27 protein-coding genes and 1 pseudogene are annotated in these 24,828 nt (G+C 51.5%); 26 read left to right on the forward strand and 2 right to left on the reverse strand.

Annotated features, from left to right (window positions below):
- Window positions 1–71: 71 nt before the first annotated feature.
- A complete protein-coding gene (locus tag ACGHCT_RS04630; RefSeq protein WP_343840041.1) occupies window positions 72–437 on the reverse strand; it encodes a helix-turn-helix transcriptional regulator in 366 nt (121 codons plus the stop codon).
- A gap of 807 nt (window positions 438–1,244) precedes the next feature.
- Here ACGHCT_RS04630 and ACGHCT_RS04635 point away from each other — a divergent pair.
- From ACGHCT_RS04635 to ACGHCT_RS04740, 22 genes and pseudogenes are all read left to right on the forward strand, one after another.
- Window positions 1,245–1,679, forward strand: coding sequence for an RNA polymerase sigma factor (locus ACGHCT_RS04635; RefSeq protein WP_390438508.1), 435 nt, complete (start codon window positions 1,245–1,247; stop codon window positions 1,677–1,679).
- Entirely contained in the window at window positions 1,651–1,914 is a 264-nt protein-coding gene (locus ACGHCT_RS04640; protein ID WP_390438510.1) for a helix-turn-helix domain-containing protein, read from the forward strand. The genes ACGHCT_RS04635 and ACGHCT_RS04640 overlap by 29 nt, the downstream gene beginning before the upstream one ends.
- On the forward strand, window positions 1,892–2,701 hold the full coding sequence (locus ACGHCT_RS04645) for a DUF3825 domain-containing protein (protein WP_390438512.1): 810 nt from the start codon (window positions 1,892–1,894) through the stop codon (window positions 2,699–2,701). Before ACGHCT_RS04640 ends, ACGHCT_RS04645 begins: the two co-directional genes overlap by 23 nt.
- A 545-nt stretch (window positions 2,702–3,246) precedes the next feature.
- Complete coding sequence (locus tag ACGHCT_RS04650) at window positions 3,247–3,894, forward strand: sigma-70 family RNA polymerase sigma factor (RefSeq protein WP_390438514.1); 648 nt, start codon at window positions 3,247–3,249, stop codon at window positions 3,892–3,894.
- Between the two features lie 112 nt (window positions 3,895–4,006).
- Window positions 4,007–4,222, forward strand: coding sequence for a hypothetical protein (locus ACGHCT_RS04655; RefSeq protein WP_390438516.1), 216 nt, complete (start codon window positions 4,007–4,009; stop codon window positions 4,220–4,222).
- A complete protein-coding gene (locus ACGHCT_RS04660; RefSeq protein WP_390438518.1) occupies window positions 4,212–4,694 on the forward strand; it encodes a hypothetical protein in 483 nt (160 codons plus the stop codon). The genes ACGHCT_RS04655 and ACGHCT_RS04660 overlap by 11 nt, the downstream gene beginning before the upstream one ends.
- The gene (locus tag ACGHCT_RS04665; protein WP_390438520.1) at window positions 4,687–5,208 is read left to right on the forward strand and encodes a hypothetical protein; all 522 of its coding nucleotides are present in this window, start codon (window positions 4,687–4,689) and stop codon (window positions 5,206–5,208) included. The genes ACGHCT_RS04660 and ACGHCT_RS04665 overlap by 8 nt, the downstream gene beginning before the upstream one ends.
- On the forward strand, window positions 5,189–5,668 hold the full coding sequence (locus tag ACGHCT_RS04670; protein WP_390438522.1) for a hypothetical protein: 480 nt from the start codon (window positions 5,189–5,191) through the stop codon (window positions 5,666–5,668). Before ACGHCT_RS04665 ends, ACGHCT_RS04670 begins: the two co-directional genes overlap by 20 nt.
- Before the next feature lie 11 nt (window positions 5,669–5,679).
- Window positions 5,680–6,903 (forward strand): DUF2800 domain-containing protein, encoded by a 1,224-nt coding sequence (locus tag ACGHCT_RS04675; protein WP_390438524.1) that lies wholly within the window; start codon window positions 5,680–5,682, stop codon window positions 6,901–6,903.
- A gap of 36 nt (window positions 6,904–6,939) precedes the next feature.
- Complete coding sequence (locus tag ACGHCT_RS04680) at window positions 6,940–7,515, forward strand: DUF2815 family protein (RefSeq protein WP_390438526.1); 576 nt, start codon at window positions 6,940–6,942, stop codon at window positions 7,513–7,515.
- Between the two features lie 82 nt (window positions 7,516–7,597).
- Window positions 7,598–9,952: a DNA polymerase gene (locus tag ACGHCT_RS04685; protein WP_390438528.1), complete on the forward strand. Its 2,355-nt coding sequence runs from the start codon at window positions 7,598–7,600 to the stop codon at window positions 9,950–9,952.
- A gap of 9 nt (window positions 9,953–9,961) precedes the next feature.
- Window positions 9,962–10,300 (forward strand): hypothetical protein, encoded by a 339-nt coding sequence (locus ACGHCT_RS04690; protein ID WP_390438529.1) that lies wholly within the window; start codon window positions 9,962–9,964, stop codon window positions 10,298–10,300.
- 55 nt (window positions 10,301–10,355) lie between these two features.
- Entirely contained in the window at window positions 10,356–11,423 is a 1,068-nt protein-coding gene (locus tag ACGHCT_RS04695; RefSeq protein WP_390438531.1) for a DUF932 domain-containing protein, read from the forward strand.
- Complete coding sequence (locus ACGHCT_RS04700; protein ID WP_390438533.1) at window positions 11,423–11,656, forward strand: hypothetical protein; 234 nt, start codon at window positions 11,423–11,425, stop codon at window positions 11,654–11,656. Before ACGHCT_RS04695 ends, ACGHCT_RS04700 begins: the two co-directional genes overlap by 1 nt.
- Entirely contained in the window at window positions 11,643–12,011 is a 369-nt protein-coding gene (locus tag ACGHCT_RS04705; protein ID WP_390438534.1) for a VRR-NUC domain-containing protein, read from the forward strand. Before ACGHCT_RS04700 ends, ACGHCT_RS04705 begins: the two co-directional genes overlap by 14 nt.
- Window positions 12,008–13,390, forward strand: a pseudogene (locus ACGHCT_RS04710) (SNF2-related protein). The gene ACGHCT_RS04705 and the pseudogene ACGHCT_RS04710 overlap by 4 nt, the downstream one beginning before the upstream one ends.
- 56 nt (window positions 13,391–13,446) lie before the next feature.
- The gene (locus tag ACGHCT_RS04715) at window positions 13,447–13,995 is read left to right on the forward strand and encodes a hypothetical protein (protein ID WP_390438536.1); all 549 of its coding nucleotides are present in this window, start codon (window positions 13,447–13,449) and stop codon (window positions 13,993–13,995) included.
- The gene (locus ACGHCT_RS04720; RefSeq protein WP_390438539.1) at window positions 13,992–14,471 is read left to right on the forward strand and encodes a hypothetical protein; all 480 of its coding nucleotides are present in this window, start codon (window positions 13,992–13,994) and stop codon (window positions 14,469–14,471) included. The genes ACGHCT_RS04715 and ACGHCT_RS04720 overlap by 4 nt, the downstream gene beginning before the upstream one ends.
- 267 nt (window positions 14,472–14,738) lie before the next feature.
- The gene (locus ACGHCT_RS04725) at window positions 14,739–15,206 is read left to right on the forward strand and encodes a type II toxin-antitoxin system PemK/MazF family toxin (protein ID WP_390438542.1); all 468 of its coding nucleotides are present in this window, start codon (window positions 14,739–14,741) and stop codon (window positions 15,204–15,206) included.
- Between the two features lie 68 nt (window positions 15,207–15,274).
- Entirely contained in the window at window positions 15,275–17,716 is a 2,442-nt protein-coding gene (locus ACGHCT_RS04730; protein WP_390438545.1) for a phage/plasmid primase, P4 family, read from the forward strand.
- A 577-nt stretch (window positions 17,717–18,293) separates the two neighbouring features.
- Window positions 18,294–19,370 (forward strand): methionine adenosyltransferase, encoded by a 1,077-nt coding sequence (metK, locus tag ACGHCT_RS04735; protein ID WP_390438547.1) that lies wholly within the window; start codon window positions 18,294–18,296, stop codon window positions 19,368–19,370.
- Between the two features lie 2 nt (window positions 19,371–19,372).
- Window positions 19,373–19,738 carry an HNH endonuclease gene (locus ACGHCT_RS04740; RefSeq protein ID WP_390438550.1) on the forward strand — a complete coding sequence of 122 codons (366 nt, stop codon included), beginning with the start codon at window positions 19,373–19,375 and terminating at the stop codon, window positions 19,736–19,738.
- Here the strand turns inward: ACGHCT_RS04740 and ACGHCT_RS04745 are convergent.
- Window positions 19,732–19,917: a SymE family type I addiction module toxin gene (locus tag ACGHCT_RS04745; protein ID WP_390438553.1), complete on the reverse strand. Its 186-nt coding sequence runs from the start codon at window positions 19,915–19,917 to the stop codon at window positions 19,732–19,734. The genes ACGHCT_RS04740 and ACGHCT_RS04745 overlap by 7 nt on opposite strands.
- Window positions 19,918–20,464: 547 nt before the next feature.
- Here ACGHCT_RS04745 and ACGHCT_RS04750 point away from each other — a divergent pair.
- The 4 genes from ACGHCT_RS04750 to ACGHCT_RS04765 are packed head-to-tail and all read left to right on the forward strand — an operon-like array spanning window position 20,465 to window position 24,616.
- Window positions 20,465–20,776, forward strand: coding sequence for a hypothetical protein (locus ACGHCT_RS04750; protein ID WP_390438556.1), 312 nt, complete (start codon window positions 20,465–20,467; stop codon window positions 20,774–20,776).
- Window positions 20,766–20,993, forward strand: coding sequence for a hypothetical protein (locus ACGHCT_RS04755; RefSeq protein WP_390438559.1), 228 nt, complete (start codon window positions 20,766–20,768; stop codon window positions 20,991–20,993). The genes ACGHCT_RS04750 and ACGHCT_RS04755 overlap by 11 nt, the downstream gene beginning before the upstream one ends.
- Window positions 20,994–21,011: 18 nt before the next feature.
- Window positions 21,012–22,313 carry a site-specific DNA-methyltransferase gene (locus ACGHCT_RS04760; RefSeq protein ID WP_390438562.1) on the forward strand — a complete coding sequence of 434 codons (1,302 nt, stop codon included), beginning with the start codon at window positions 21,012–21,014 and terminating at the stop codon, window positions 22,311–22,313.
- Window positions 22,310–24,616, forward strand: a complete 2,307-nt coding sequence (locus ACGHCT_RS04765) for a DNA cytosine methyltransferase (protein WP_390438565.1) — start codon at window positions 22,310–22,312, stop codon at window positions 24,614–24,616. Before ACGHCT_RS04760 ends, ACGHCT_RS04765 begins: the two co-directional genes overlap by 4 nt.
- Window positions 24,617–24,828: the final 212 nt, after the last annotated feature.

Raw genomic sequence — 24,828 nt, forward strand, 5'->3', positions numbered from 1 at the left:
TAAGTCGGTGTTTTATAATGGCAGATAACGAGAAAAACCAGTAGCAACAAGGAATTCTTGTCCTACTGGTTTCACTCAGATTTTTCCGCATCGGACTCACTGTGCTGGGCGAGAAACTGCTCAGTCATACAGTCCACGGTGTTTAACATGAATTTCCGTTCCTGCGGATGGCATATTTGGAATTTCCCGATGAGATGCTCTACATCCATATCTTCATCGGAAATCTCCGGGTTGAACAGGATGTTGGCTGAAATTCCTAACCGGTTCACAATCGGGTATAGGATTTCAAAGGAAGGGTTCATCAGTCCCCTTTCTATGTTCTGGACGGTTTTGATTGCCACATGGCAATCGTCCGCCAGTTCCTGTTGGGTTAGCTTGCAGACGTGTCTTGCGGCGCGGATGCAGTTACCCAAATGTGCTAATTTGTCTTTCGGCATAATCATTCACCTCACATATATTCTATCGTGCCGATTTGGGTTTTCATATTCCCTAATCGTACCTACATAGTATGCAAGATTATGCCGATTGTGGAAATGGAATATAGAAAGCCCTGTCGGGGAGCCAATAAAAAAAACGGCTTCCCGCAGCAGGGCTTATTCGTGTTTGCCATCTGTGGTTTGCCGTAAGGAGGAAATCATGGATGGCCTTATTTTTGTGAAAGGGTATAGGTTCCAACCGGGTGGACAATTAAAAAAATCTTAGCATTCGATGCGGAGTCTTATACCTACGAACAGGCATTATATTGCGTGTTCAATACCTGCAATAATACCTATAGCGCATATTATTACCATATCTGGCACTATCACGTCAGGAAGCAGCAGAGGCTCCCTGGCGTTTTTCTATGTCAATTTCTGACGAATTTCCTTGATTGTTATTGGAGCAGAAGCCCTCCGTGTTTGTTTTGTGCCTCTATTGAAAATATAGTCCATGAAAAATTTTCTTAAAAAATTTCCGTTTTCATTTCCGATTTTAGAAAGCTGAATTGTTTTAGTTATTTAAAGGGGAAAAAGGGGCATTTCTATTGCCCGGAAAAATTTTAAAAAAAATTTTGAAAAACCTTTCCGGTTTGGGGTGGGCAGATCTGTCTTAGTAGTTAAAAGGGACAAAAAGACAGTTCTGCCACTCGGAAAAATTTTTGAGAAATTTTGAAAAACCTTTCCGGTTTTGCATGGGCAGATTCGTCTTAGTAGTTCAAAGGAGGCGATAAGGACCACTCAAAACTGCATAGGAAAGGGGGAACGATCATGTCGGCTCCCTTAAAAGACAAGGACTGCATCATTGCCATATTTGACAGTTTTGCCAAGACTGTGATGAAGAACGAGTGCAGGAATGCAGTGGATGAAGAAAAAAGAAAACGAGAAAGAGAACAGGCGGTGACAGAAAAGCTGCAGTATCTGTTTGAAACACAGGTACAGGATGATGTCTATCCGTCCGAGCATCTGTTTCTGCAGGGGAAATCCCACATCTGTGTGATTACCAGCGAATGGCTTTACAATGCCATGCGGAAATTATCAGAAACACAGAGGGAGGTACTGATTCTGGATTTCTGGTATGGGTACACGGATATTGAGATAGCTGCACAGTTTGCTGTCACGCCAAGGACAATCTACAACTGGCGGCAAAAAGCGTTTGCTGCCATAAGAAATTATCATGAAAGGAACCATTATGAAAGAAAATGAACTTACATATGAGCTGATCTGCGCCGCCGTAAGAGGCGAGCGCGAAGCTCTCGACCAGATTCTAATTTACTATGACGATTATATCAACACATTAGCGACTGTGAAGGCGGAGGACGCCCAGGGGAAAGAGTACCAGTATGTCGATGGGGATTTAAAGACACGGATTCAGATGAAGCTGGTGGATGCTATACCGAAATGGAGGGGACTTAGAAATGTTGACAACAGATTTATTTGATTTTGCCTATGTGCCGGATTGGTACGGGCAGTTGGACGAGTTATCAAGGATGGCCCTCCCGGAGCCGTGGCGGTTCAAGAAACCAACCAATGTGACAAAGAACCAGGACACACCTATTCTGGAACGCTATATACATATGATTTTTCGCAAACAATGCATTGAGTTCAATTCAGCAGAAGATGCCAGAAAAGCAGCACAGTTCTTCCATGTGGAGAATGAGCGTGCGTGTTTCCACACCGGACTTTATAACAGCCGGTATAAAGGGATTTACGCTTTCTTTGACCGGAACCACAAGAAGGATTCCATGTTGGAATGGTATTTTAGGGGATTCTGTGACGAGCTGTCACCATGGCTGAGATACATACAGCCGTTGCCGCAGAAGCCTTCCTACTACACAGCGAAACGGGGAGCGGGATTTAATCCGGACTGGCCGATCAGGGTAAACGTAGAACACATATTAGGGGATACAGAAAATCTGGAGCGGATTCCGGCGAAGATCCGCAAGGCAAAGAACCTGCCGCTTTTATTTGAAACAGCGGTGGAACTTGGCAGGAGGAGGGCCGTGGTGGAGCCGGGGCTTGTAGTTCCGCAGGGATACCAGGGGAAGATACAGTACCTTCTTCCGGTTTATCTGACAAACATGAAGAAACCGGACCTTGTCATGACGCTGGAAGTGATGGACGGTTATTACATGGGACATACCTGCCTGACTCTGGAGATGGCTTACTTAAACGCCAGGGTGGTCGCAAGACCGCTGGTACCGTGGCTGACAGAACTTGTGAAATAAAGATAAGAGAATAAAGATAGAGAGACGCCCGACAAAGTAAGATGCACATGGATTGTGCATTGTCGGGTGTTTCTGCCCTATAGGGGGTGCGACAGGGTTTGGGGATTTATAACATTTCTCGCTGTGGCAGCAGGGTGTCTTGCATATTAATACAATAAGCCTGTCGAAAGATGGCTTGGAAAGGAGGTGGTGCGTATCCATGCGGCTCCGGCTGTGCCGCATGGAGTAGGGGAACGGCCAACATCCCTGCAGATAGCAGGGGCAACGAAAAATACATATATCAAATGCCTGGTTCGCGAGAAGGCAAAGGATATTTCATAGGGCGGTTTTTCATATGTTCCGGCAGCGTGTCGGAAGGTATCGAAAAAAATCGCTGTGAAGTACCCTCTGGTCTTGCTGCGCTTTTTTCAGGTATTCGGGCGGATTCGGGTGTACTTCCGGCACTCAGGTCCGCCTTTTTCTATGTCCTTTGCCGCCTGCTGTGGGAATCACAGCCTGTCTGTGAATGACCACAGTATCTCGTGTCCGGGCGGAAAGGACACGACATGGAAAGAAAAAAAGAAAAGTCCGGGCTTACGTTCCGGCAGTTACGGGAGATGGTTGGAAACGGCACAGGGCATAAGACTCCGACCGCAAGGCAGTTAAGGGAATCCGGGGAAGAACCTGTGGCGGTCCGGGAGATTGGACCGGACGGGAGCCTGAGCGTGTATCCGGGCGGTTATGCCGTTTATTCCAATGGCAGCGGCACCACCGTGGTCAGTATTGGAGAGTGTGGTGAGTATACATACCGGTTCCATGACGGGGAGGATGGTCTGCCCACAGAGAGCCGCCTCTTTCTGGATGGAGATGACTGGAGCGTGGCGGTGGCCTTAAAAGGTGAGGAGCAGATCGAGGCGAACCTTATGAACCGGAAAGGCGACAGAAAGGGCAGCAGGCAGTATGAGGATGATTGGGAGCATATCCGGGTGGAAGAGGAAGTACCGGATGTGCTGGATGCGATTGTCCAGAGGGACATGCTGTCTGAATTGTTAGATTGTCTGACTGAGCGGCAACGTGAAGCTGTCACGGCATACTTTTTTGATGGGCTTACGCAGCAGCAGATTGCGGACAAGCTAGGGATAGCAAAACAGTCTGTAAACGAAAATTTGAAGACCGCAATAAAGAAGATGAAAAAAATATCAAAAAATTTTTGAAGTACCCTGACAAACCCCTTCTCCCACGACAACAGGTGAAGGGGGTCATAGAAATCTCCTTCCCGGAGGCACAGCCGCCGGAAACAGATTTGATCGGAAGGAGGATAAGTCAATGGATGCAGCAAAGAGATTCACGATGGACATCGGCACCAGAGATATGGGCAGGCCCATCTGTGACGTACACAAAAGGGGAATCCGCAGCCGGGTTCTGGATGCGCTCTTTGGCAGGGAGAACCGTGTGCTGATCATCATGCCCAGTGGGTGTGTGGACAGCGTTTCATTCCACCCCGTGGAAGCACCTGCAGAGGAGGACACCGATGGGAGTTAAGGTTACGGAAAGCACGGCAAAGGCCATTTACGTTTGTTCCCCGTATAAGGCTACTTCCCTCTCAGAAGCGGACCGGGAGTGGGAAATGAAAGAGAACGTAAAAAGGGCAAAGCTGGCCTGCCGGATATTAGTGAAGTTGGGGTATCTGCCCCTGGCACCGCATCTGTATTTCACCCAGTTCCTTGAGGATGGTGATGAAAAGGAAAGGCAGGAGGGCATGGCGCTTGGGAGGCGGTGGCTGGCAGTTTCAGACGAACTGTGGGTATTCGGGGAGCGGATTTCTGACGGCATGAGCCGGGAGATCAGTTATGCCAGGGAACTTGGTATCCCGATACGGTGCCTGCCGGAACCGGGCAGGCTGATCGAGTGCATCGTGAATGCGTGGAAACAGAGACAGGAAGAACACACGGAGGGCTGCCGGGAGCAGAGCGGCCGAGATCAGGAAGAAAGTGAGGACACGAACCATGAGTAAAAAGGATATGAAAAAAGAAGCAGTCGTTTTGAGAGTGAGAAATCTGCACATCCATCTGGACGAGCATATGGAAACCACGAACCATTTTGAAAAGGAAGATACACCATGCTGCTGTGGATGCCAGGGAGAGGATGTGGAAATCGATCTGGATGAGCTGGCAGCGGAGATTGCCGGGGAGACTGGCATTGAGATGAGCATCGTGAAAAAGGTGCTGGCGGCAGAAGAACGCATCCTGGAGAAGATGGGCGTTGTTGAGGTTGTGGAAGAAGAAATCACAGGGGATGATCCGCAGGAGGCCGGCAGTGCAGCACAGGAGGAGCATACGGCACAGGAGAGCCATAAGCCGGAAGGCAGCACATCTGATTTCCTGGAGAATGAGTTCCCGGAGATGTTGGGGCAGCTTCTGGGCGGGGCTATCCTCATGGGCATCATGGAGTCCGTGCTGCCGGAGGGGATGCGTCCGGGAAAGAAATCTGAAACAGGAGGGTTAGGCCATGGCAAAGACCGAAAGTAAAGGAAAGACAGCAGTAGTCAGCCCGGAGAAGATCATAAAAGGCATGACCACCATCTTTCAGGGGTTCTCCATCATGTTTGACGGAATGGCGGAGCAGATGCGGCAGATGGAAGGACTGGCAGAGCAGATTGGGACCGGTCAGCAGATTTCTGAGGAATACAGGGATGAAAAATCAGCTGGGAAGAAAGAAGCATCTACCGAAGCGGATTCAAAGGGCGCAGATACAGCGGACAACGGCAACTCAGAAGATGCGCCGCCATGGGAGGAAGAAGATGGAAAGAAAGCACCAGCTGTAATTGCTGTGGATGACCTTTTAAAAGTTGCAGCACAGAAGATCACTACTAACCGGAAGAACAGCCCGAAGATTAAAGCACTGCTTACTGCCTACGGCTGTGGCGCAGTCAGTGAGCTTCCAGAAGACAAGCGGGAGGCGTTTTTAAACGACCTCGCCCAGCTTTGAGGGTGATGCCTATGGGAGCACACGCATTATTATCCGCATCCAGTTCCAAGCGGTGGCTGAACTGTCCGCCATCCGCAAGGCTGGAGGAGAACTTCCCGAATGAGAGCTCCTCTTATGCAGAGGAAGGGACGTGGGCGCATGAGCTGTGTGAGTATAAGGTAAAGAAGTATCTGCACCGGCGGATGAAACGTCCGCAGTCCGAGTATCTGACCGAGGAGATTGAAAATATCACAGACATTTATGCAGAGTTTGTGATCTCCACAATAGAGGAGCTGAAGGCACAGGGGCTCTCTGTGCTGGCACTGGTAGAGGAAAAGCTGGATTACAGCCATATTGCACCGAGCGGTTTTGGTACCGGGGATATGGTGATCCTGGCCCCCGGTCTGCTCCACGTCTGTGATTTCAAGACGGGTTCCGGCGTGTTCGTGGATGCAGACCACAACACGCAGATGATGCTGTATGCACTTGGCGCACTGCATGCCTATGACTATCTGTTTGACATCCAGACCGTTTCCATGACCATCATCCAGCCGCGGCTTGAGAATATCAGTACGTTTACCTGTACGAAACGGGAACTTCTGGATTGGGCTGAGAGCATCCGGCCGGTGGCAAAGATGGCATTTGAGGGGAAAGGTGAGCAAAAACCGGGTGACTGGTGTAGGTTCTGTCGGGCAAAGGCCATGTGCCGCGCAAGGGCAGAGGAAGCACTGGCACTGGCAAGGGAGGAATTTCTTGACCTGGATCATGGGGCGCTGGCAGATGAGGTGGAACTGACCGATGCCACGGCACCTTACAGCCCGGACACGGAAGCCCCCACCTTCAAGTCTCCGGCCTTGATCTCCCAACAGGAGATTGAAGCCATCCTTCCGACACTGAACCGCATCTCCGAGTGGATCACCGCCGTATTTGCTTATGTTTCCAACGAGGCGATCAACCACGGTGTTGTCTGGTCCGGCTATAAGGTAGTGGAGGGAAGGAGCAAGCGGCAGTTTACAGACACAAAAGCGGTAGTGGATGCCGCAGCAAAAGAAGGTTTCACGGATGTGTATAAGCAGGAACTTATCTCCCTAACGGAATTCGAGAAGATGATGGGCAAAAAGCGGTTCGCACAGATACTGGGTGGGTTCGTGGTCAAGCCGCCCGGCAAGCTGGCGCTGGTGCCGGAAACAGACCCGCGCCCGGCAGTGGATTTAAGCGGGACTGCCGAAGATGAATTTGAAGTGCTGGATCAGTGATCCGGTTAAGAAATGAAATATAGGAGGACAACGACTATGGCAACTAATACAAACCCTACGAAAGTGATTATTCCCTGCCGGATTTCCTTTGCGAATATCTGGCAGCCGAAGGCAATTAATGGCGGTGATGAGAAATATTCCGTTTCCTGTGTCATTCCAAAGAGTGACAAGAAAACCCTGGCCCGCATCCAGAAAGCAGTGGAGGCGGCAAAAGAGGATGGCAAGACACGCAAGTGGAGCGGAAAGATCCCGCCGAACCTGAAACTGCCCCTGCGTGACGGTGATATCGACCGTCCGGATGATGAGACCTATCAGGACTGCATGTTCGTCAATGCCACATCCAAGGATGCGCCGGGTATTGTTGATCGCAGGGTACAGCCTGTAACAGACCCGATGTTGGTTTATTCCGGGTGCTACTGCAACGTCAGCGTGAATTTCTATCCGTTTAATGCCAATGGTAACCGCGGTGTGGCTGCCGGCCTTTCCAATATCCAGTTCGTGAAAGACGGGGAACGTCTGTCCGGCAGGGCATCTGCGGAAAGCGAATTTGATGCACTGGAAACGGAAGAGGAAGAGGTTCTGGGCGAAGATATGCCGGATTTCCTTAAATAAAGCAACACAGCAATGAAATGATGGGAGCTAGGATGAGGACAGGAGACTCATCCTGGAGTTCCCATTACATGGGGTGATGAACATGAATGAGATCTATACAGACAGCAGGCCGCCGGACAGTCCGCAGGTGCTTTCCATTGATCTGGAGACCTACAGCAGCGCAGACCTTTCCAAGTGCGGCGTGTACCGGTATGTGGAGGCGGATGATTTTGAAATCCTGCTGCTGGCATACGCCTTTGACGATGAGGAGGTACGGATCGTGGATATGGCCTGCGGGGAAAGTGTGCCGCAGGAGATATGGGAGGCTATTGACGATCCGGGCGTTATCAAAGCGGCTTGGAACGCACAGTTTGAGCGTACCTGCATCGGACATTATCTGGGGCGGGTACTCTCCCCGGACAGCTGGCAGTGTTCCATGATACACGCGGCATCCCTTTCTCTCCCGCTTGCACTGAGGAATGCGGCACTGGTGTTAAAGACCGGGGAGCAGAAGGATCGGGCGGGAGAGAACTTAATTAAATATTTTTCTATGCCGTGTAAGCCGACAAAATCAAATGGAGGGCGCACACGGAACCTCCCGCAGCATGATCCGGAAGGGTGGCGGAAGTTTAAGGATTACTGCCTGCAGGATGTCCGTACTGAACGGGATATCCGCAGACGGCTGGAGACGTTCCCAATGCCGGAGACTGAATGGAACTACTATCACATGGATCAGCGCATCAACGACCGGGGTGTCAGGATCGACACGGTACTGGTGGAGCAGGCGATTGCCTGTGACCTGATGCTGTCGGATGAGATGACAAAAAAAGCCTATGAACTGACCGGCCTTGAGAACCCGAACAGCGTCAGCCAGCTAAAACAGTGGCTGGAGGAAAAAGGCATCCCGATGGAGAGCCTTGGAAAGAAAGATGTGGCGGCAATGATCACAGAACTGGATAAGAACGGATGTGACCAGGAGGCGCTGGATATGCTGAGACTCCGGTTACAGATGGCGAAAAGTTCTGTGAAGAAATACCAGGCGGCGGAGCGGTACGTCAATCAGGATGGCAGGGCTAAGGGATTGTTCCAGTTCTACGGCGCCAATCGCACGGGCCGCTTTTCAGGCAGGGGAATTCAATTGCAAAATCTTCCCCAGAACCACATTTCCACCCTGGATGAAGCGAGGGAACTTGTGAAGATGGGGTGTTTTGAAGCGGTGGAGATGCTCTACGGCAATACACCGGATGTGCTGTCCCAGCTGATCCGCACTATGCTGGTTCCCAAAGAAGGCTGTGAGTTTATTGTTGCAGACTTCTCAGCGATTGAAGCCAGAGTGCTTGCATGGGAAGCGGACGAACAGTGGCGGTTGAATGCATTTGAAAAAGGGGCAGATATCTACTGTGAGTCTGCCAGCCAGATGTTCCATGTGCCGGTAGTAAAACATGGCGTGAATGGTGACCTCCGGCAGAAGGGTAAAGTAGCGGAATTAGCCTGCATTGCGCGGAACAGCATGGTTCTGACAAATCGGGGGCTTGTTCCTATTCAGGAAGTAACTATAGGGCATCTGGTATGGGATGGTGTGGAATGGGTACAGCACCAGGGACTGATTTTGAAAGGCCAACAGCCAATCCTGCATTATGATGGCTTATCAGCTACCCCGGAACATCTGGTGTATGTTGAAGGTAAAGATAAACCGGTACCTTTTTCTTACGCAGCGGCGCAGCATCTTCGGCTTCAGCGGATGGACAGGCACGGTTATTCCGAAGATGTGTACTACGGATTTTCGGTTGTTTATGACCTCCTTAATGCAGGGCCCCGGCATCGGTTCACTGTAGACGGCTGTCTGGTGCATAACTGTGGTTACGGCGGCTCCGTGGGTGCGCTGATTTCCATGGGTGCGATGGATATGGGATTGAAAGAATCGGAGTTGCCGGATCTGATCCAGAACTGGCGGGAGGCAAACCCGAAAATCGTGCAGTATTGGTGGGATGTGGAGAAAGCAGCAGTGGAAACCATAAAAACCCATGAAGAACACCGTATCAAGAGAATCCGTTTCCAGTATTATTCCGGTACGCTGTGGATGGTGCTGCCATCGGGCAGGAAACTGGCATATCTTCAGTCGAAGCTCCAGCCGAACCGATTCGGGCGGATGAGCCTGACTTTTTGTGGGACAGGGGCAAATAACAAGTGGCAGAGGCAGGAGACGTACTCTGGAAAAATTGTGGAAAACGCAACACAGGCAATCGCCAGGGATATCCTGACGGAAGCGATGTGGCGGCTTGAGAAAGCCGGATTTGAGATCGTGGGCCATGTGCATGACGAAGTCATTATTGAAGCACCCATCGGGAAGCACACACCGGAAGATATCTGTAAGATCATGGCGGCAAATCCCCGCTGGTGCATGGACTTGCCGCTGGCGGCGGCCGGGTATCGCGGCGATTACTATTTTAAAGATTGAGGTGGCAGCATGGCTCATGTGATGGAAATGAAAGACGGAAAAACAATCACAGTATTTGGACTTAGGGATGTGCTGGAGATGATCGAAGAATATGCCGGACCGGAACCAAGGCGTTTCATTGAGGAGCATATATCTGAGATCGAACAGGATAGGGCGGACTTTGAGGAACAGGAAAAATACTACGAGGGCAGGATCGAGAAACTGGAAGTCCATCAGAGGGCGATTCTGAATGATGTGAAAGAAGAACTGGAAGCTATGGAGCAGTTTTTGGATGCGCCGCGTTTAAACCGTATAAAGCTGTATGCTGCTGTGAGAAACATCCAGAAGATGGTCCGGGCTGAACTTTAGGGGTACGGGCATATACCAAATGGCATCGGAGGATGCGGAAAGCGAGGATTTTGATATGAAAACAGGCAGAAGTTTAAAAGAAGTCATGGCGGAACTGAACCGCCAGAGCAGGGCAAAGAGAGATTATATCGGGCCGGCGGAGGCATTCCATCTCAGGGATGACGGCCGGACGTTTGAAATCAACCATGTGGTTTCCGGGCAGCAGGAAATTTTTGATACCAGCCCGCTCTTCCACAGGCAGGTGGCATCGGCGCTTGGCATCCCGGCAAAGTATTATGACATGATGTCGGCGCAGAAACCGGAACTGCTGGCAGAGAACGTGAACTCGTGGTTTGCAGATAAGACGGGCAGCTATATGATCCGCTCCATGGATTACGGCAGCGGTCCGGTGGCAAGGGCGCTCCTTTCGGAACGGTACCGCCGCATTGACAATATGGAGATCGCCACGGCAGTCCTTCCGCTATTTGCCGGACAGGAGCGGTATGAGGTGGTTTCCTGCGAGGTGACGGAGAACCGGCTGTATTTAAAAATCGTGAATCACCGCCTGGAGATGGCGGTTGTTCCGGGAGACTATATGCAGGCCGGCGTGGTGATCTCAAACTCAGAGGTTGGCCTTGGTTCCGTTTCCGTACAGCCGCTGGTCTACCGCCTTGTGTGTACGAACGGAATGGTAATCAATGACATGGGCGAACGGAAGAACCATGTGGGAAGGACAGCCAGGGCATTAGAGGACAGCTTTCACATTTATTCGGATGAGACCATCGAAGCGGAGGACAAGGCGTTTCTTTTGAAACTCCGGGATGTGACGGCTGCGGCGATTGAGGAGAGCCGTTTTGCACAGGTGGTGGGCAGATTAAAAGAGGCAGCCAGTGTGCCGATTACAGGAAAGGTGCCGGAGGTGGTGGAACTTACCGGACGCAGTTACGGGCTGAACCAGGATGAGCAGGACAACATCCTGCAATATCTGATTTCCGGCGGCGACCTCTCACAGTACGGTTTATCCAATGCCATCACGCGGGCAAGCCAGGATGTAGAGTCTTACGACCGGGCGACTGTGCTGGAGGGCATCGGCTGGCAGGTTGCTGCCATGGAGCGGCAGCAGTGGAAGGAGATGAATGGGTAATGCCTGCGAGAGATTTTGGATTCCGTTGGGTAACACACTCCTCTGAAACCACTGCCGGTCATCCGTCCAGGCATTCCCACTCTGATCCGACCGCAGACGCAGCCATTGGCAATCTTATGCGGGAGGAAAGGAAAAAGAAAAAACTGCCGTCCAGCAGGCATGGGAAATCCAGCCGGAAGAAAAACAGCAGCCGGCGGACACCGGGAGGAGGAAGAAGCAGTGAGGGAAAATGAAGTGGAAAAGGCATTTGTGGATGCAGTCAAAAAGGCTGGCGGCAAAGCGGTGAAGTTTACCAGCCAGACGATGAACGGGGTGCCGGACAGACTGGTCCTGCTGCCCTGCGGCAAGTGCGCCTTTGTAGAGCTGAAAGCTCCCGGAAAACAGATGCGTATGCTGCAGAGAAAACGGAGGGAGCAGTTACTGGCGCTTGGCTTCCCTGTGTTCTGCGTGGACCGGCCGGAACAGATACAGCCGGTCATGGAAGCGCTTGGGGAGTGGGAACCGGGAGAACCGGTCCCAACAGGCGTAGGGACAGAAATCCCGGAACTAAAGAATATGATGCTGCTGGAAGGAGGTGATGCCGAATGAAGTTCGTACCGCATGATTATCAGAGCTATTGCACGGATTATATCAAGACCCATCCTGTTGCAGCTTTGTTTCTCGATATGGGCTTGGGTTGAGGTAAGACGGCAATCACACTGTCAGCGATCAATGACCTGATGCTGGACACCTTCGATGTGTCCAAGGTTCTTGTAGTGGCTCCCCTCAGAGTAGCACGGGATACCTGGCCGGCAGAAGTAGAGAAGTGGGAACACCTGAAGTTCCTTTCCATTTCCGTCATCGTTGGGGACGTAAAGACACGGATCGGGGCACTGAACCATCCGTCTCTGGTGTATGTCATCAACCGGGAGACGGTCAAATGGCTGGTGGAGTATTACGAGAAGAACGGCCTGCGGTGGGATTTTGATATGGTAGTGATTGATGAGCTTTCTTCTTTTAAGAACCATCAAAGTCAGAGGTTCCGGTTTCTGCGGAAGATCCGCCCTTTTGTGAGGCGGATGGTCGGGCTGACCGGCACACCGACTTCTAACGGCCTTATGGACCTATGGGCGGAGATTGGGATTTTAGATGGAGGGCAGCGTCTGGGGAAATTTATCGGCCGGTACCGGGAAGCCTACTTTAAAGCTGGCAGCATGAATCCGCAGACTGGTGTGGTGTTCCAGTATGTTCCCAGAGAGGGAGCAGAGGAGCAGATATACGAAAGGATTTCGGATATTACCATCTCCATGAAGGCACTGGATTATCTCCAGATGCCGGAGTGCATCATGAGCAGCCATGAAGTGGAGATGAGCACGCAGGAAAAGAAACTCTACGATATGCTGGCAAAAGACCTGCTGATCCCGTTGGAAGATGGTGATATTGACGCTGCCAATGCAGCAGCCCTTTCCGGGAAACTCCTGCAGATGGCAAACGGCGCTGTGTATGATGAGAATGGCACAGCCCGCAGGATTCACAACCACAAGCTGGAAGCATTGGAGGATTTGATCGAAGCGGCCAACGGGCAGAGCGTTCTGGTAGCGTACTGGTTTAAGCATGATAAGAAACGTATTGAAGAACATCTCATGAAGATGGGGTATTGTCCGAGGGACATTAAGAACAGCGAGGATATCCGGGATTGGAATGCCGGGAATATCCCGGTTGCACTGATCCATCCGGCAAGTGCTGGACATGGTTTGAACATCCAGCAGGGAGGGCACATCCTGATCTGGTTCGGACTGACCTGGAGCCTGGAACTTTACCAGCAGACCAATGCCCGACTCTGGCGGCAGGGGCAGACGGATGTGGTGACAATTCATCACATCATTACGAAAGGCACAGTGGATGAAGATGTAATGGCGGCACTGGAAGAAAAGGACGTGACGCAGGAAAAGCTGATCGCTGCGGTCAAGGCCAGACTTGGCCGGTAAGGGCATAGTGCCCGTTAAGACAAAAATACACGGTTCGGACGGAAGGAGGACGATTCATGGGACGACCGAAGAAAGAAAAATATGAAATAGAGGAGCGGTTCCTGACGGAAGCCCTCCTTCTGGCCGGATCATACTCAGATGCCGTAAAGGAAAAGAAACAGCTTCAGGATTTGATGACGGGAGAGTTTGAATATACAGAGGACATGGCGATACAGGATTTGATTGGCGGAGGGCAGCAGGAAGGGGAGCGGGTACAGACCAGCAATCTTTCCAATATCCCGGAAAGGGCGGCAATCCTGCTGGCAGATGGATATGTGGAGAAACAGAAATACCGGATGCAAAAAGAGGCGCAGAGCCGGATGGATGAATACCGGAAACTCTGTGAGCAGGTGGAGATTGTGGAGACTGCCATGAATGAGCGGATGGATGACAGGACAAGGGCTGTATTCCGGTGTCTTTTCATGGAACATAAGGCATGGAGTGCTGTCAGGGATGAGCATGGGAATGGTTTGCGGCCACAGCAGATTGCAGATGCACGGGAGAAAGTAATCGAAGCTATAGCAGAGGAACTGTCATTAATGGAGCAGATCGCAGAGGAGTTATGATGGGAAGAAAGAAAAAGAATGTTGAACGGGCAAGTATGGAAGCTACTGACTTTATTTTAGAGGCCATTAGACGATATCCTAAAATGAAAGAAGGGTGTAAGGATTTTGAAGAAAATCGAGGATTCTTATTGAAACACTGCCAGATTAATCTTGAAGCGTTTATGCCAGAAACTGCACCAAATGAGGATTTATTTATTCAGCCAGGAATCCGCGGAAAGGATCGGAAACTGATAGATGCTTACTTGGATGATAAAGAAAAAGTGTATCTTTTAGAACACGGCATTATGGGATTAGAGGGTGAGGTAAAGGAAGTGGCAGAAGCCTTGTTTTTGAAACAGCTGCCACGAGTAGAAGTGGAAAGAAAGTTTTCTTTATCGCAGTCTACGATTACCCGGAGAAGGAATGAAGCAGTAAGACTTCTTGCAAGAGAAGTGGATTCGTTTATGATTTGGAAAAGTGAAATATTGTTTGCATAGCGGAATCCGGATGTTATGATGCGTCCGGATTTTTCCGTTTTAGGATGTTCATGGTATAAAAAAAATAACTTGACCATTTCCATATATAAACTGAACATTTACCTTAATAAGTTGAATATTCGGAGCCTTTATTTTTGAGTGAAAACCGTGGTATTATTTATAATGCCGGGAGGCGGAGGACAAAGATGTCCTCCTAACATAAAGCTGGAGCAGGAGCAGTCCTGTTTCCGGCTTTTTCTTTTGCAGACACCACGGGAGGTGAGAGGATTGGGCAGGAAAAACAGGAGGAAGGAATCAGCGTATTCCCGGAAGATGAGAAATCCGGAGAAACTGATATCCAAACCGCAAACGGACATCGTACATAACGGCGTAGCTCCAGTTAGGGGTGACATTTGGTTTGCAGAGCTTGGGAAGCATCCGGGGACGAGTGTTCAGGAAGGATGCCGGCCGGTATTTATTATGAGCAATGACACGGCAAACGGGCATTCCGGTACTGTGACAGTCGTGCCGATGACTTCCAAGAAGAAAAAAGCATATCTTCCAACACATGTTTTGACAGAAGCATCTGACTGTCCCAATCTGGAGCCTTCTATGGTGCTGGCGGAGCAGGTGACTACCATTGGCAAGTGCGCCCTCAAAAGTTTTGTAGGGCGTGTCGGAGAGGACAGAGTACATGAAATTGAAAATGCTGTGGAAGTGCATCTCGGTCTGGCTGGAAAGGTGCGGGATAAGTGAGCGCGGTCTTTTTATGTCCGGATTTTACATTCAACAAGATTTCTAACCAGGATTGGAGATGATAAATTGTGGGAACTACCAGTAACGGCCGTGCGCCGGTGAATTTTGTAAACATCCCGGCGGATCTGAAAGCGTCCTGCCGGTTCTGTGTATGGAAGATGGAGAAGGTAAAAGGCAGGTCAGCACGGCTTACCAAGGTGCCCTATGACCCGGCAACCGGGAGAAAGGCACAGAGCAATAATGCCGCAACCTTCTCGGATTTCAACACAGTCATTAAAACTTATGCAATGGGCGGATATGACGGTATCGGTATCCGTGTAGATAACGGCATCGGTGCTTTTGATATTGACCACTGTATCCGTGAAGATGGGAGCCTCAACGATGTGGCTGCTTCCGTGCTTGGAATCTTCAAAGACGCTTATGTTGAACGGTCCCCGTCCGGAACCGGCCTGCGCGGGTTCTTCCATGTGGACGCGGATTTTAATTTTGACAAAACCATTTATTACATCAATAACCGTACCCTTGGTTTGGAGGTTTATCTTGCCGGGGCGACAAACCGTTTCGTAACGGTGACAGGAAATAAGTACCGGGAAGGAACCGTCCCAACGGATATGCCGGCGCTTCAAACTTTGCTGGATACGCTGATGAAGCGAAAGAGCCAGGTGGTGAACACACACATTGAGCCGTGTTCCTACCTGTCGGATGAGGAAGTGCTGGAACATGCGGGGAAGTCTGCCAATGGAGATCGCTTCATGGATTACTATGAGGGCAACTGGCAGAAATATTTTGATAACCAGTCCGATGCGGATATGGGTTTTCTTTCCATGCTGGCGTTCTGGTGCGGCTGTGACGAGGAGCAGATTGACCGTATTTTCCGTACCTCCGGCATGATGCGCCCCAAATGGGACCGGCAGCAGTCCGGCACCACTTATGGGGCAATCTCCATCCGGAATGCTGTGTCCACCTGCCGTGCGATCTACCTTCCGGTCGATCCGCAGGACATCACGGATGCGGGGGATGAGTTTAAGAACCTTGACGGGGAAGAAGTGGATTACAACCCGGACCTTTCCCAGATCAGGACCACGCTGGATGAGATGCAGCCGCAGTCCAATCCCCGCTATGGCCGGGATGAGATCGGAGTCGGAAATATGTTTGCAGACTATTTCAAAGGCGTGGCGCGTTATAACCGTGACCGGGGCATCTGGTATGTATATGACGGGACGGTCTGGCGGGCAGACACGGGAGGGCTGAAAGTTGCGGAGCTGGCAAAGCTCTTAGCGGACCGCCTTCTGACTTACGCAATCAAAATCAAGGAGGAGGATACCAGAAAGCGGTTCATCGACCGCATCCGCAAGCTGCAGCAGAGGAAACACAGGGAAACCATGTTAAAAGATGCGAAATCCGTGTATCCGCTGGCGATGTCCTTTTTTGACCGGGATATTTACCTGTTCAACCTTGCCAATGGGACGCTGAATTTGAGAACATTGGAATTCAGGGAACACCGGGCGGAGGACTACCTGACGAAGATTTCCCCGGTCGTTTACGATCCGGAAGCAGGCTGCCCGCGATGGACGCAGTTCATGGAGGAAGTCATGCAGGGGGATGAAGAACGTATCCGGTATATCCGGAAGGCATTGGGATACGCACTGTCCGGTGATACCAGGATGGAGTGTCTGTTTATCCTCTATGGAGCAACCTCCCGTAACGGCAAAGGCACCATGATGGAGACATTCCTGCGGATCATGGGCGACTACGGCCGCAACGCCGATCCCGTCCTTCTTGCCATGAAGTTTAACGCACAGAGCAACGGTCCCACAGAGGAAGTGGCGCGGCTTGCGGGCTCCCGGTTCGTGAACATCTCGGAACCGGAAAAGAAACTCACCATGGATGCGGCCTTTACCAAGCGTATGACGGGTAATGATTCCATTACGGCACGTTTCCTGCATGAGAACAGTTTCGAGTTCCGGCCGAACTTTAAAATATTCATCAACACGAACCATCTGCCGAACATCACAGACCTTACACTGTTCGATTCCGGCCGTATCAAGATCATCCCGTTCAACCGCCATTTTGAGGAGGAAGAACAGGATAAGGGATTGAAGGCTTTTTTTGCAGAGGAAGAAAATATGTCCGGCATCTTTAACTGGCTGCTGGAAGGGCACAGGCTTTTTGAAAGAGAGGGGCTTGCTATGCCGAAGTCCGTGCTGGAGGCAACTGATGCTTACCACAAGGAATCGGACCGGATGGCACAATTTTTTACAGCCTGCATCGCAGACGCTCCGGGGAAGGAACTGAGGACATCTGCAATGTACACAAGGTATCAGGAGTGGTGTAAAGAAAATGGTTACCGGCCGGAGAGCATGAAAAACTTTAAACCAGCCATTGACCGGAAATACACAATCGTAAAGAAGCGCCCCGCAGATGGCAGTGGGAGCGCCACGCCAATGGTGCTGGATGTAGAATTTCTGCCGGATGAGGATGTAGCCCCAGAGCTTGTGCCTGTTGATTAACGGTTTACTTGCCCGGCTGGATGTTGCCGTTGTTGCTGGTATTTTGAAACCCATTCCAGCATTTTTTAATTACACAATGTTATGTTTTTATCGGCAACAGCGGCAACAATGCGGCAACATCCAGCAACGGAAAATGGCTGCTTTCATTATTTTAAAATGCGGAAAAACGTGATAAATACGGCATTTTTAAAGAACAACCCTTATCCGCTTTTCATGTGTTGCTGATGTTGCTGCTGATATGGTTAGCTTTTATTATTTATTTCCCCGTGAACGATTTATATTTTAACAGCAACATCAGCAACAAAGAGAAAGAATAGAAATCCGGCAACGATGAAAAGTACCGTATTTTCAAGGAAAAACGGACTTTGAATGAACGGAAAAAGGGAAAAAGAGGGGCAGTTATTCGGCAACAGATTCAGCAACAACCAGCAACGATTGTGAGAGTGATGAATTGTGGTTATAGCAGGTCAAAAAATGATAGGGGTTCATAACAGGCATCTTTTGAACAGGCCAATTTGTGGGCAACGGCAAAGGGTGCCTGCTTTGTAATACATGAAACGAGAGGAGAAGTAAAACTATGAGCAGGATTTTAACATGCGAACAGGTGTCAGACGGGCATCCCGATAAAATCTGTGACCAGGTTGCGGATGCCATTGTGACGGACTGTCTGGTACATGACAAGGAAAGCAGGGTGGCGATTGAGTGTCTGTTAAAGGACAACCGCCTGATCATTGCCGGTGAACTGACCAGTAAGCACCAGCCGGACTACCGGAAACTGGTGGATGATGTACTGGAGCGCATCGGAAAGGGAAAGACGGAATACGGCAGGATGGAGATCATCAGCCCGCTGGATGTTGCCCTTATGGTAAGGGAGCAGTCCCCGGACATTGCTCTCGGTGTGGATAAGGGCGGAGCCGGAGACCAGGGCATCATGTTCGGATATGCCACCAATGAAACACCGGAGCTCCTTCCGGTTCCGTTTGCCGTGGCGACCAAGTTCCTGCGGCTTTTGAAGAACCATCCGTCAAAGATGTTCCGGGCGGATGCCAAGGCGCAGGTCAGCTTTGATTACAGCAGCGGACGGATCACCGCTTTCCTCTGCTCCGTGCAGCACAGCCCGGATGTGGAGGTCAGCGATTTCCGTCACATCATTGAGGGAATGATGGTGCTGGCTGCCTGTGAGTACGGGTTGAATGGTGACTTCGTGAAACTGGTCAATCCGACCGGACGGTTTGTGGTTGGCGGTTCCTTTGCCGACTGTGGTGTGACAGGAAGGAAACTTGCCTGTGATACCTATGGCGGCATCGGCAGGATCGGCGGCGGAGCTCTGTCCGGGAAAGATCCAAGTAAGGTAGACCGCTCGGCTGCGTATATGGCACGGAAGATTGCCCGTGACATTGTGCAGGCCGGATATGCGGAGCAGTGTGAGATACAGATTGCCTATGCCATCGGGATGGAACATCCGGTGTCAGTCAACGTGGACTGCTTTGGTACAGAGTTCCAGCCGCTGGATTTCATTCAGGCTTATGTGGATGACAGCTATGATCTGACACCGAAGGGAATCATCAGCAGATTGCATCTTCTGGATGTAGACTACAACCTGATATCTTCTTACGGACACTTCGGGAAGCCTGGACTTCCGTGGGAGGAATAGGGATGCCCTGGAAACCCAAGGTTCCCTGTAAGCATCCCGGCTGTGTGGAACTGGTGGAATCGGGAACAAAGTATTGTGAAAAACACAAAGCACTGCACCCGGAAGAAGTGCGGTCGGCTGCAAAGCGCGGGTACGGAAGGAAGTGGCAGAAGACCAGCCGGGAATACCTGCAGGCGCATCCGCTGTGTGTGCTGTGCATGAAGAAACAGCCGCCGCGGTATGTGAAGGCGACAGTGGTTGACCACATCATCCCACACCGCGGCGATCCAAAGCTGTTCTGGGACCGGAGAAACCTGCAAGCATTGTGTAAACAGTGCCATGATAAAAAGACACGGGCGGAAGACAGCAATCCGACCTACACCTATTGAGCCATGTCTTTCTCAATCACCAGCCGTCCTTCCTCACACTGGATGGACACGAAGCTGCCAGCTGTGAAGCCGAGCTGCTCCAGCCACTTCCCTTCCAGACGGATTTGTGGAGAGGGGGTGTTTCTCTGGTAAGTGAGATAGACTTTCCTGCGGCGGTTCCTTTTCTGCTTCTCTTTCAAAGGTTCATGCCTCCTTTCTTTGCGGTATGGTCATGTTACCTCTGAAAGCAGAATATATCCAGCAGATCCGATATCGTAAACTACACAGATTTTCGTGGTTTTGTTTGTGTACATTATGGCGGAAAGGGCCCACCGGGGGCCGGGTTCACTTCTCTGTGGTGAAGTGCCACGGAGACCGCCGCCCCCTCAAACGTAAAAAACCGCGAATTTGATAGGCCGGGGGCCAGGCAGTTACGGCGCAAAATGAAATCAGCAGACGAAGAGGCGCGGCAGCACTGCCAGTCCCCATCTTATAAATATCCGAAATGAACCAAAACACATGAAATTCCTTGATAAAAGGGGAGTTTTCGTGTGTTTTTGTTTGTTCCGGTGAAACATGAAAATCTGGAATGAAACAGGAACTACCCATGCGGCATCCATGCTGACGGGACGAAAATTCACCTCACTGTTTTTTATGTGTTTTTTGGGATTTTTCCGCAAAATGGGCGGGGTTACGGCGCAGCATGGAAACGGTGCTGCATGAACCAAACAGGAAGGAGGGGCAGCGATGGAAGCAAATACGGAAGCGGAGATGCTGGAGGATATGGCGAAACGGTTCTGCCCCAACTGCGGTGCGGCAGTCACGCCAAACGGCAGAGGCCGTCCGAGGATATTCTGCTCGGTGTCCTGCAGGTATGCGTGGAAGAACAGAAACCCGCACCCGGAAAACTGGAAATCCACCCGGACAGCTGTCTGCCCGGAGTGTGGGAAACCATTCTTGGCAAGCCGGGAGTATGGGAGAGTGAGGAAATATTGCAGCCATGCCTGCGCCAACAGAGGACGGGCGAAACGGAAGGAGCGTGAGGAAAATGAAGGATAAGATGGAAACCATCGGTGTGTACTGCGTCTGCAATACGATGGGTATCTGCGTACATGAGATTGACTGCTGTGAGGACAGGGTGCTTGCATCCGCAAATGGAGAAAACCCACAGTGGTGTCCCATGAATGAACAGACGCAGCCGGACGGGGAAGAGGCGGAGCCGGGGTTCTTATTCGGCTCTTTTTTCGTGCCGTTCTCAGAGGTCATGCGCGTCTGAGTAAAGGAGGACGCATGGATGCAGAAGACTGCACAACTGAAAGTGCTGCCGGTGGGCGTACTCAGGCCGGCCGCATACAATCCTCGGAAGAAACTGAAGCCGGGGGATAAGGAGTACGAGAAGATCAAGAATTCCATTACGGAGTTCGGGTTTGCGGACCCTCTTGTGGTCAATGCCGATATGACGATCATCGGCGGCCACCAGAGACTGACTGTTGCTATGGATCTGGGATACACGGAAGTGCCGTGTGCTGTGGTCGATATTGACAAGGTCCGGGAGAAGGCGCTGAACATTGCCCTCAATAAGATCACGGGGGCGTGGGATGATTCCCTGCTGGCTGATCTGCTGAAGGACATCGAGAACAGCGACTTTGATTTAGGGAAAACAGGTTTTGACCCGCCGGAGATTGAAACGCTTTTCAACAAGGTACATTCCAAGGAAGTTAGGGAAGATGACTTCGATGTAGAGAGTGAGCTGAAACGGCCGGCCTTCTCGCGATCCGGGGATTTGTGGATGCTTGGCAGGCACCGTGTGTACTGCGGGGATTCCACCCTGCCGGAAAGTTATGGGCGGCTGCTGGAAAAAATGAAGGTAAACCTGGTACTCAGTGACCTTCCCTATTTTGTTGCCTACCAGGGAACGGCCGGCACGATCCAGAATGACGACCTGCCGGATTATGAGGCTTATGATTTCACATTAAAAGCCATGCAGTGTATGTTTGAAAATCTGGCGGATGACGGCTCCATTTATATCTTCCATGCAGACACCAAGGGGCTGATCTTCCGAAAGGCATTCGATGCCGCCGGGTTCTATCTTTCCGGGTGCTGCATCTGGAAGAAGAACGCGCTGGTGCTTGGCCGGTCGCCATACCAGTGGATGCACGAGCCGTGCCTCTTTGGGTGGAAGAAGGACGGAAAACACCAGTGGTACAGTGACCGTAAGCAGACCACCATCTGGGAATATGACCGCCCGAAGGCAAACAAAGACCATCCGACCATGAAACCGGTGGGGCTGATGTCTTATCCCATCCGTAACAGCACCATGACCAACGGCATCGTGCTTGACCCGTTCCTGGGTTCCGGCTCGACGCTGGTGGCCTGTGAGGAAACGGACCGGGTGTGCATGGGCATCGAGCTGGAGACAAAATTTGTGGATGTCATCGTGAAGCGGTATATCGAACTGAAGGATGGAAACGCATCGGATGTGTACGTCATCCGTGACGGGCAGAAGCTGTCACTGGATGAGGTAGTGCAGCTGGATACAGAGGATCTTCCGTCAGGGGAGCAGGCAGCCACGGAGTCTGGAGGTGTGCTGGAATGACGGGAGATAAGACGCTGACCCTCGGCAGCCTGTTTGACGGTTCCGGGGGTTTTCCTCTGGCCGGCATCCTTGCCGGGGTGACGCCTCTGTGGGCATCCGAGATTGAGCCATTCGCTGTACGTGTGACTACAGCAAGGCTTCCGCAGATGAAACATTATGGAGATGTTTTGGGTATCAGCGGGGCAGACCTCCCGCCTGTAGATATCATTACCTTCGGTTCACCGTGTCAGGATATGTCTATCGCCGGGAAAAGAAACGGTCTGGACGGTTCACGCTCCAGTCTGTTTTATGAGGCGATCAGAATCGTGAGAGAAATGAGGGAGAAGACCAATGGAGAGAAACCAAGATTTATCTGCTGGGAAAACGTCCCCGGCGCCTTCTCCAGCAACAAAGGAGAAGATTTCAGGGCGGTCCTTGAAGCCGTCATCGGCATTAAAGAACCGGCCGCCCAGGTGCCTGCGCCTGGTAAAAAAGGCTGGCCCTACGCCGACTACTATGTGGGAGACGGATGGTCAGCCGCATACAGAGTCCTTGATGCGCAGTGGTGGGGAGTACCCCAGAGAAGAAAACGTATCTTCCTTGTCGCAGATTTTGCAGGTGAACGTGCCCCGGAGATATTATTTGAGTCCGAAGGCGTGTCGGGGTATTCTGCGGAGGGCTTCCGTGCGTGGCAAAGAGCTGCCGGAAATCTTGCGGATCGCGCTGGAGCGGCAGGTGGCGGAGGAACCGGAAGGATCGTCTTAAATGACCAGGGCGGCAGCCGTATGGATGTAACCGAGGAAGTCGCCTGTACCTTGCGGGCGGAGGCGCACCATCCTCCATGCGTGATGGAGGCAGCCGGGTTCTGTACGGAGCATTCCGCGCAGTCCCGGAGTATTGGGTATGAAGAAGAAACCTCCCCCACGCTGCGGGCCGGAGTAGTTCCGGCGGCGGTCGCATTGGAGAACCACCCGGCGGACAGCCGCGTGAAGATTTCCGAAGACGATAAGGTACAGACGCTGACTGGTCGGATGGGGACTGGTGGCGGGAACGTGCCGCTGGTCATGGCTGAGTCAGGGGAACCGCCGGAAGCCGAGATGTATGAGAACCACTCACAGGATACCCGGTATAAAGGACCGCTGGACACAGCACCTACGGTCAACGCCACTTATGGCATGGGTGGCAATAACCAGCCTTTTATAGTTGAAAAACCAAAGACAATGAAAATCCGCAGCGGATGTGACGGTGGGGGAAAAGGCATTTTATTACAGGATGACAAATCAGCGACTCTTGGCTGCAACAATGACCAGACGGTGTTCGTGCCGTTCTGCAAAGGGACGCGCCCGCATTCAGCTGAGGAAGGCCAGACCTGGAAAGAAGGGGATGTGGCAAACACGCTGAATACTTTTGATGTCGGGGAAACACGGTGCAGTGAACTGGTGGTAGGCGCGTTCGGCATCTGTTCCAAGGATAGCAACGCCATGAAGTCAGATAATCCGAAGTCAGGGTTTTATGAAGCGCAGACCAGCCGGACGCTGGATGCCAATGGCGGAAATCCGGGATGCAACCAGGGAGGGATCGCCATTGTCGCTTTCGCGCAGAACCAGAGGGACGAAGTCCGGGATCTTGGGGATAAGTCCGGCGCACTTGCGGCAGAACCGGGAATGAAACAGCAGACCTACGTCCTGCAGGGCAGCATGATTGGCAGGGAGGATAAGAACGGACCGCAGGGCAGCGGTATCAATGAGGATGTGTCCTTTACACTGGATGCGGCCGACCGCCATGCAGTTGCCTACTGCATGACTACCGGGGAATATGCTCAGGTGGTAAAGGAAAAGGCTCCGACTTTGATGGCGAGGGATTATAAAGACCCGCCAGTGGTAAATGCAAAGACTGCATCCGGGAAGGATGTGTTTGGGACGCTGTCCGCCAGCATGGGCTCCAAGCAGTGGCTTGGCAACCAGGAGGCATTCAGCGGTGATTACCATATCGTGGAACCGTACTATATTGTGCGCCGCCTGACTCCGACCGAGTGTGCAAGGCTCCAGGGCTTCCCGGACTGGTGGTGCGGCGGCCTGAGAATCGAGGACCCGACCGGGGAGGAAATAGCGTTCTGGACGGAAGTGTGGGAAACACACCGGAAGGTCATGGGGACATCCAAAAAGCCAAAGACGGAGAAACAGATCCGGAAATGGCTGGCGGACCCATACTCGGATTCCGCAGAGTATAAATTGTGGGGGAATGGGATCGCGTTGCCGTGCGCTTATTTCGTACTGGCCGGTATTGCCTGGGCTGCACAGCACGGGGCAGAAACAGAGGAATGAACAATGGCGGAGGTCGTCTTTGCTGCCGATGGGAAACCATAAGCAGCAGGGAGGACCCCTGCCATGATACATAGGAGGGATGTTTTATGGGATGGCTGGGCAGGAAGAAAAAAAGCAGGAAGCAAAACGTGGGTAAGGCTGGAGACTAATGCACAATTCCTGGCAGCAGATTTGTGCATTAGGTCAATTCTGCACATTTGCGGGGATATCCG

Origin of the sequence: Lactonifactor longoviformis (assembly GCF_042848515.1) — a bacterium.
GTDB lineage: Bacteria > Bacillota > Clostridia > Lachnospirales > Lachnospiraceae > Lactonifactor > Lactonifactor longoviformis.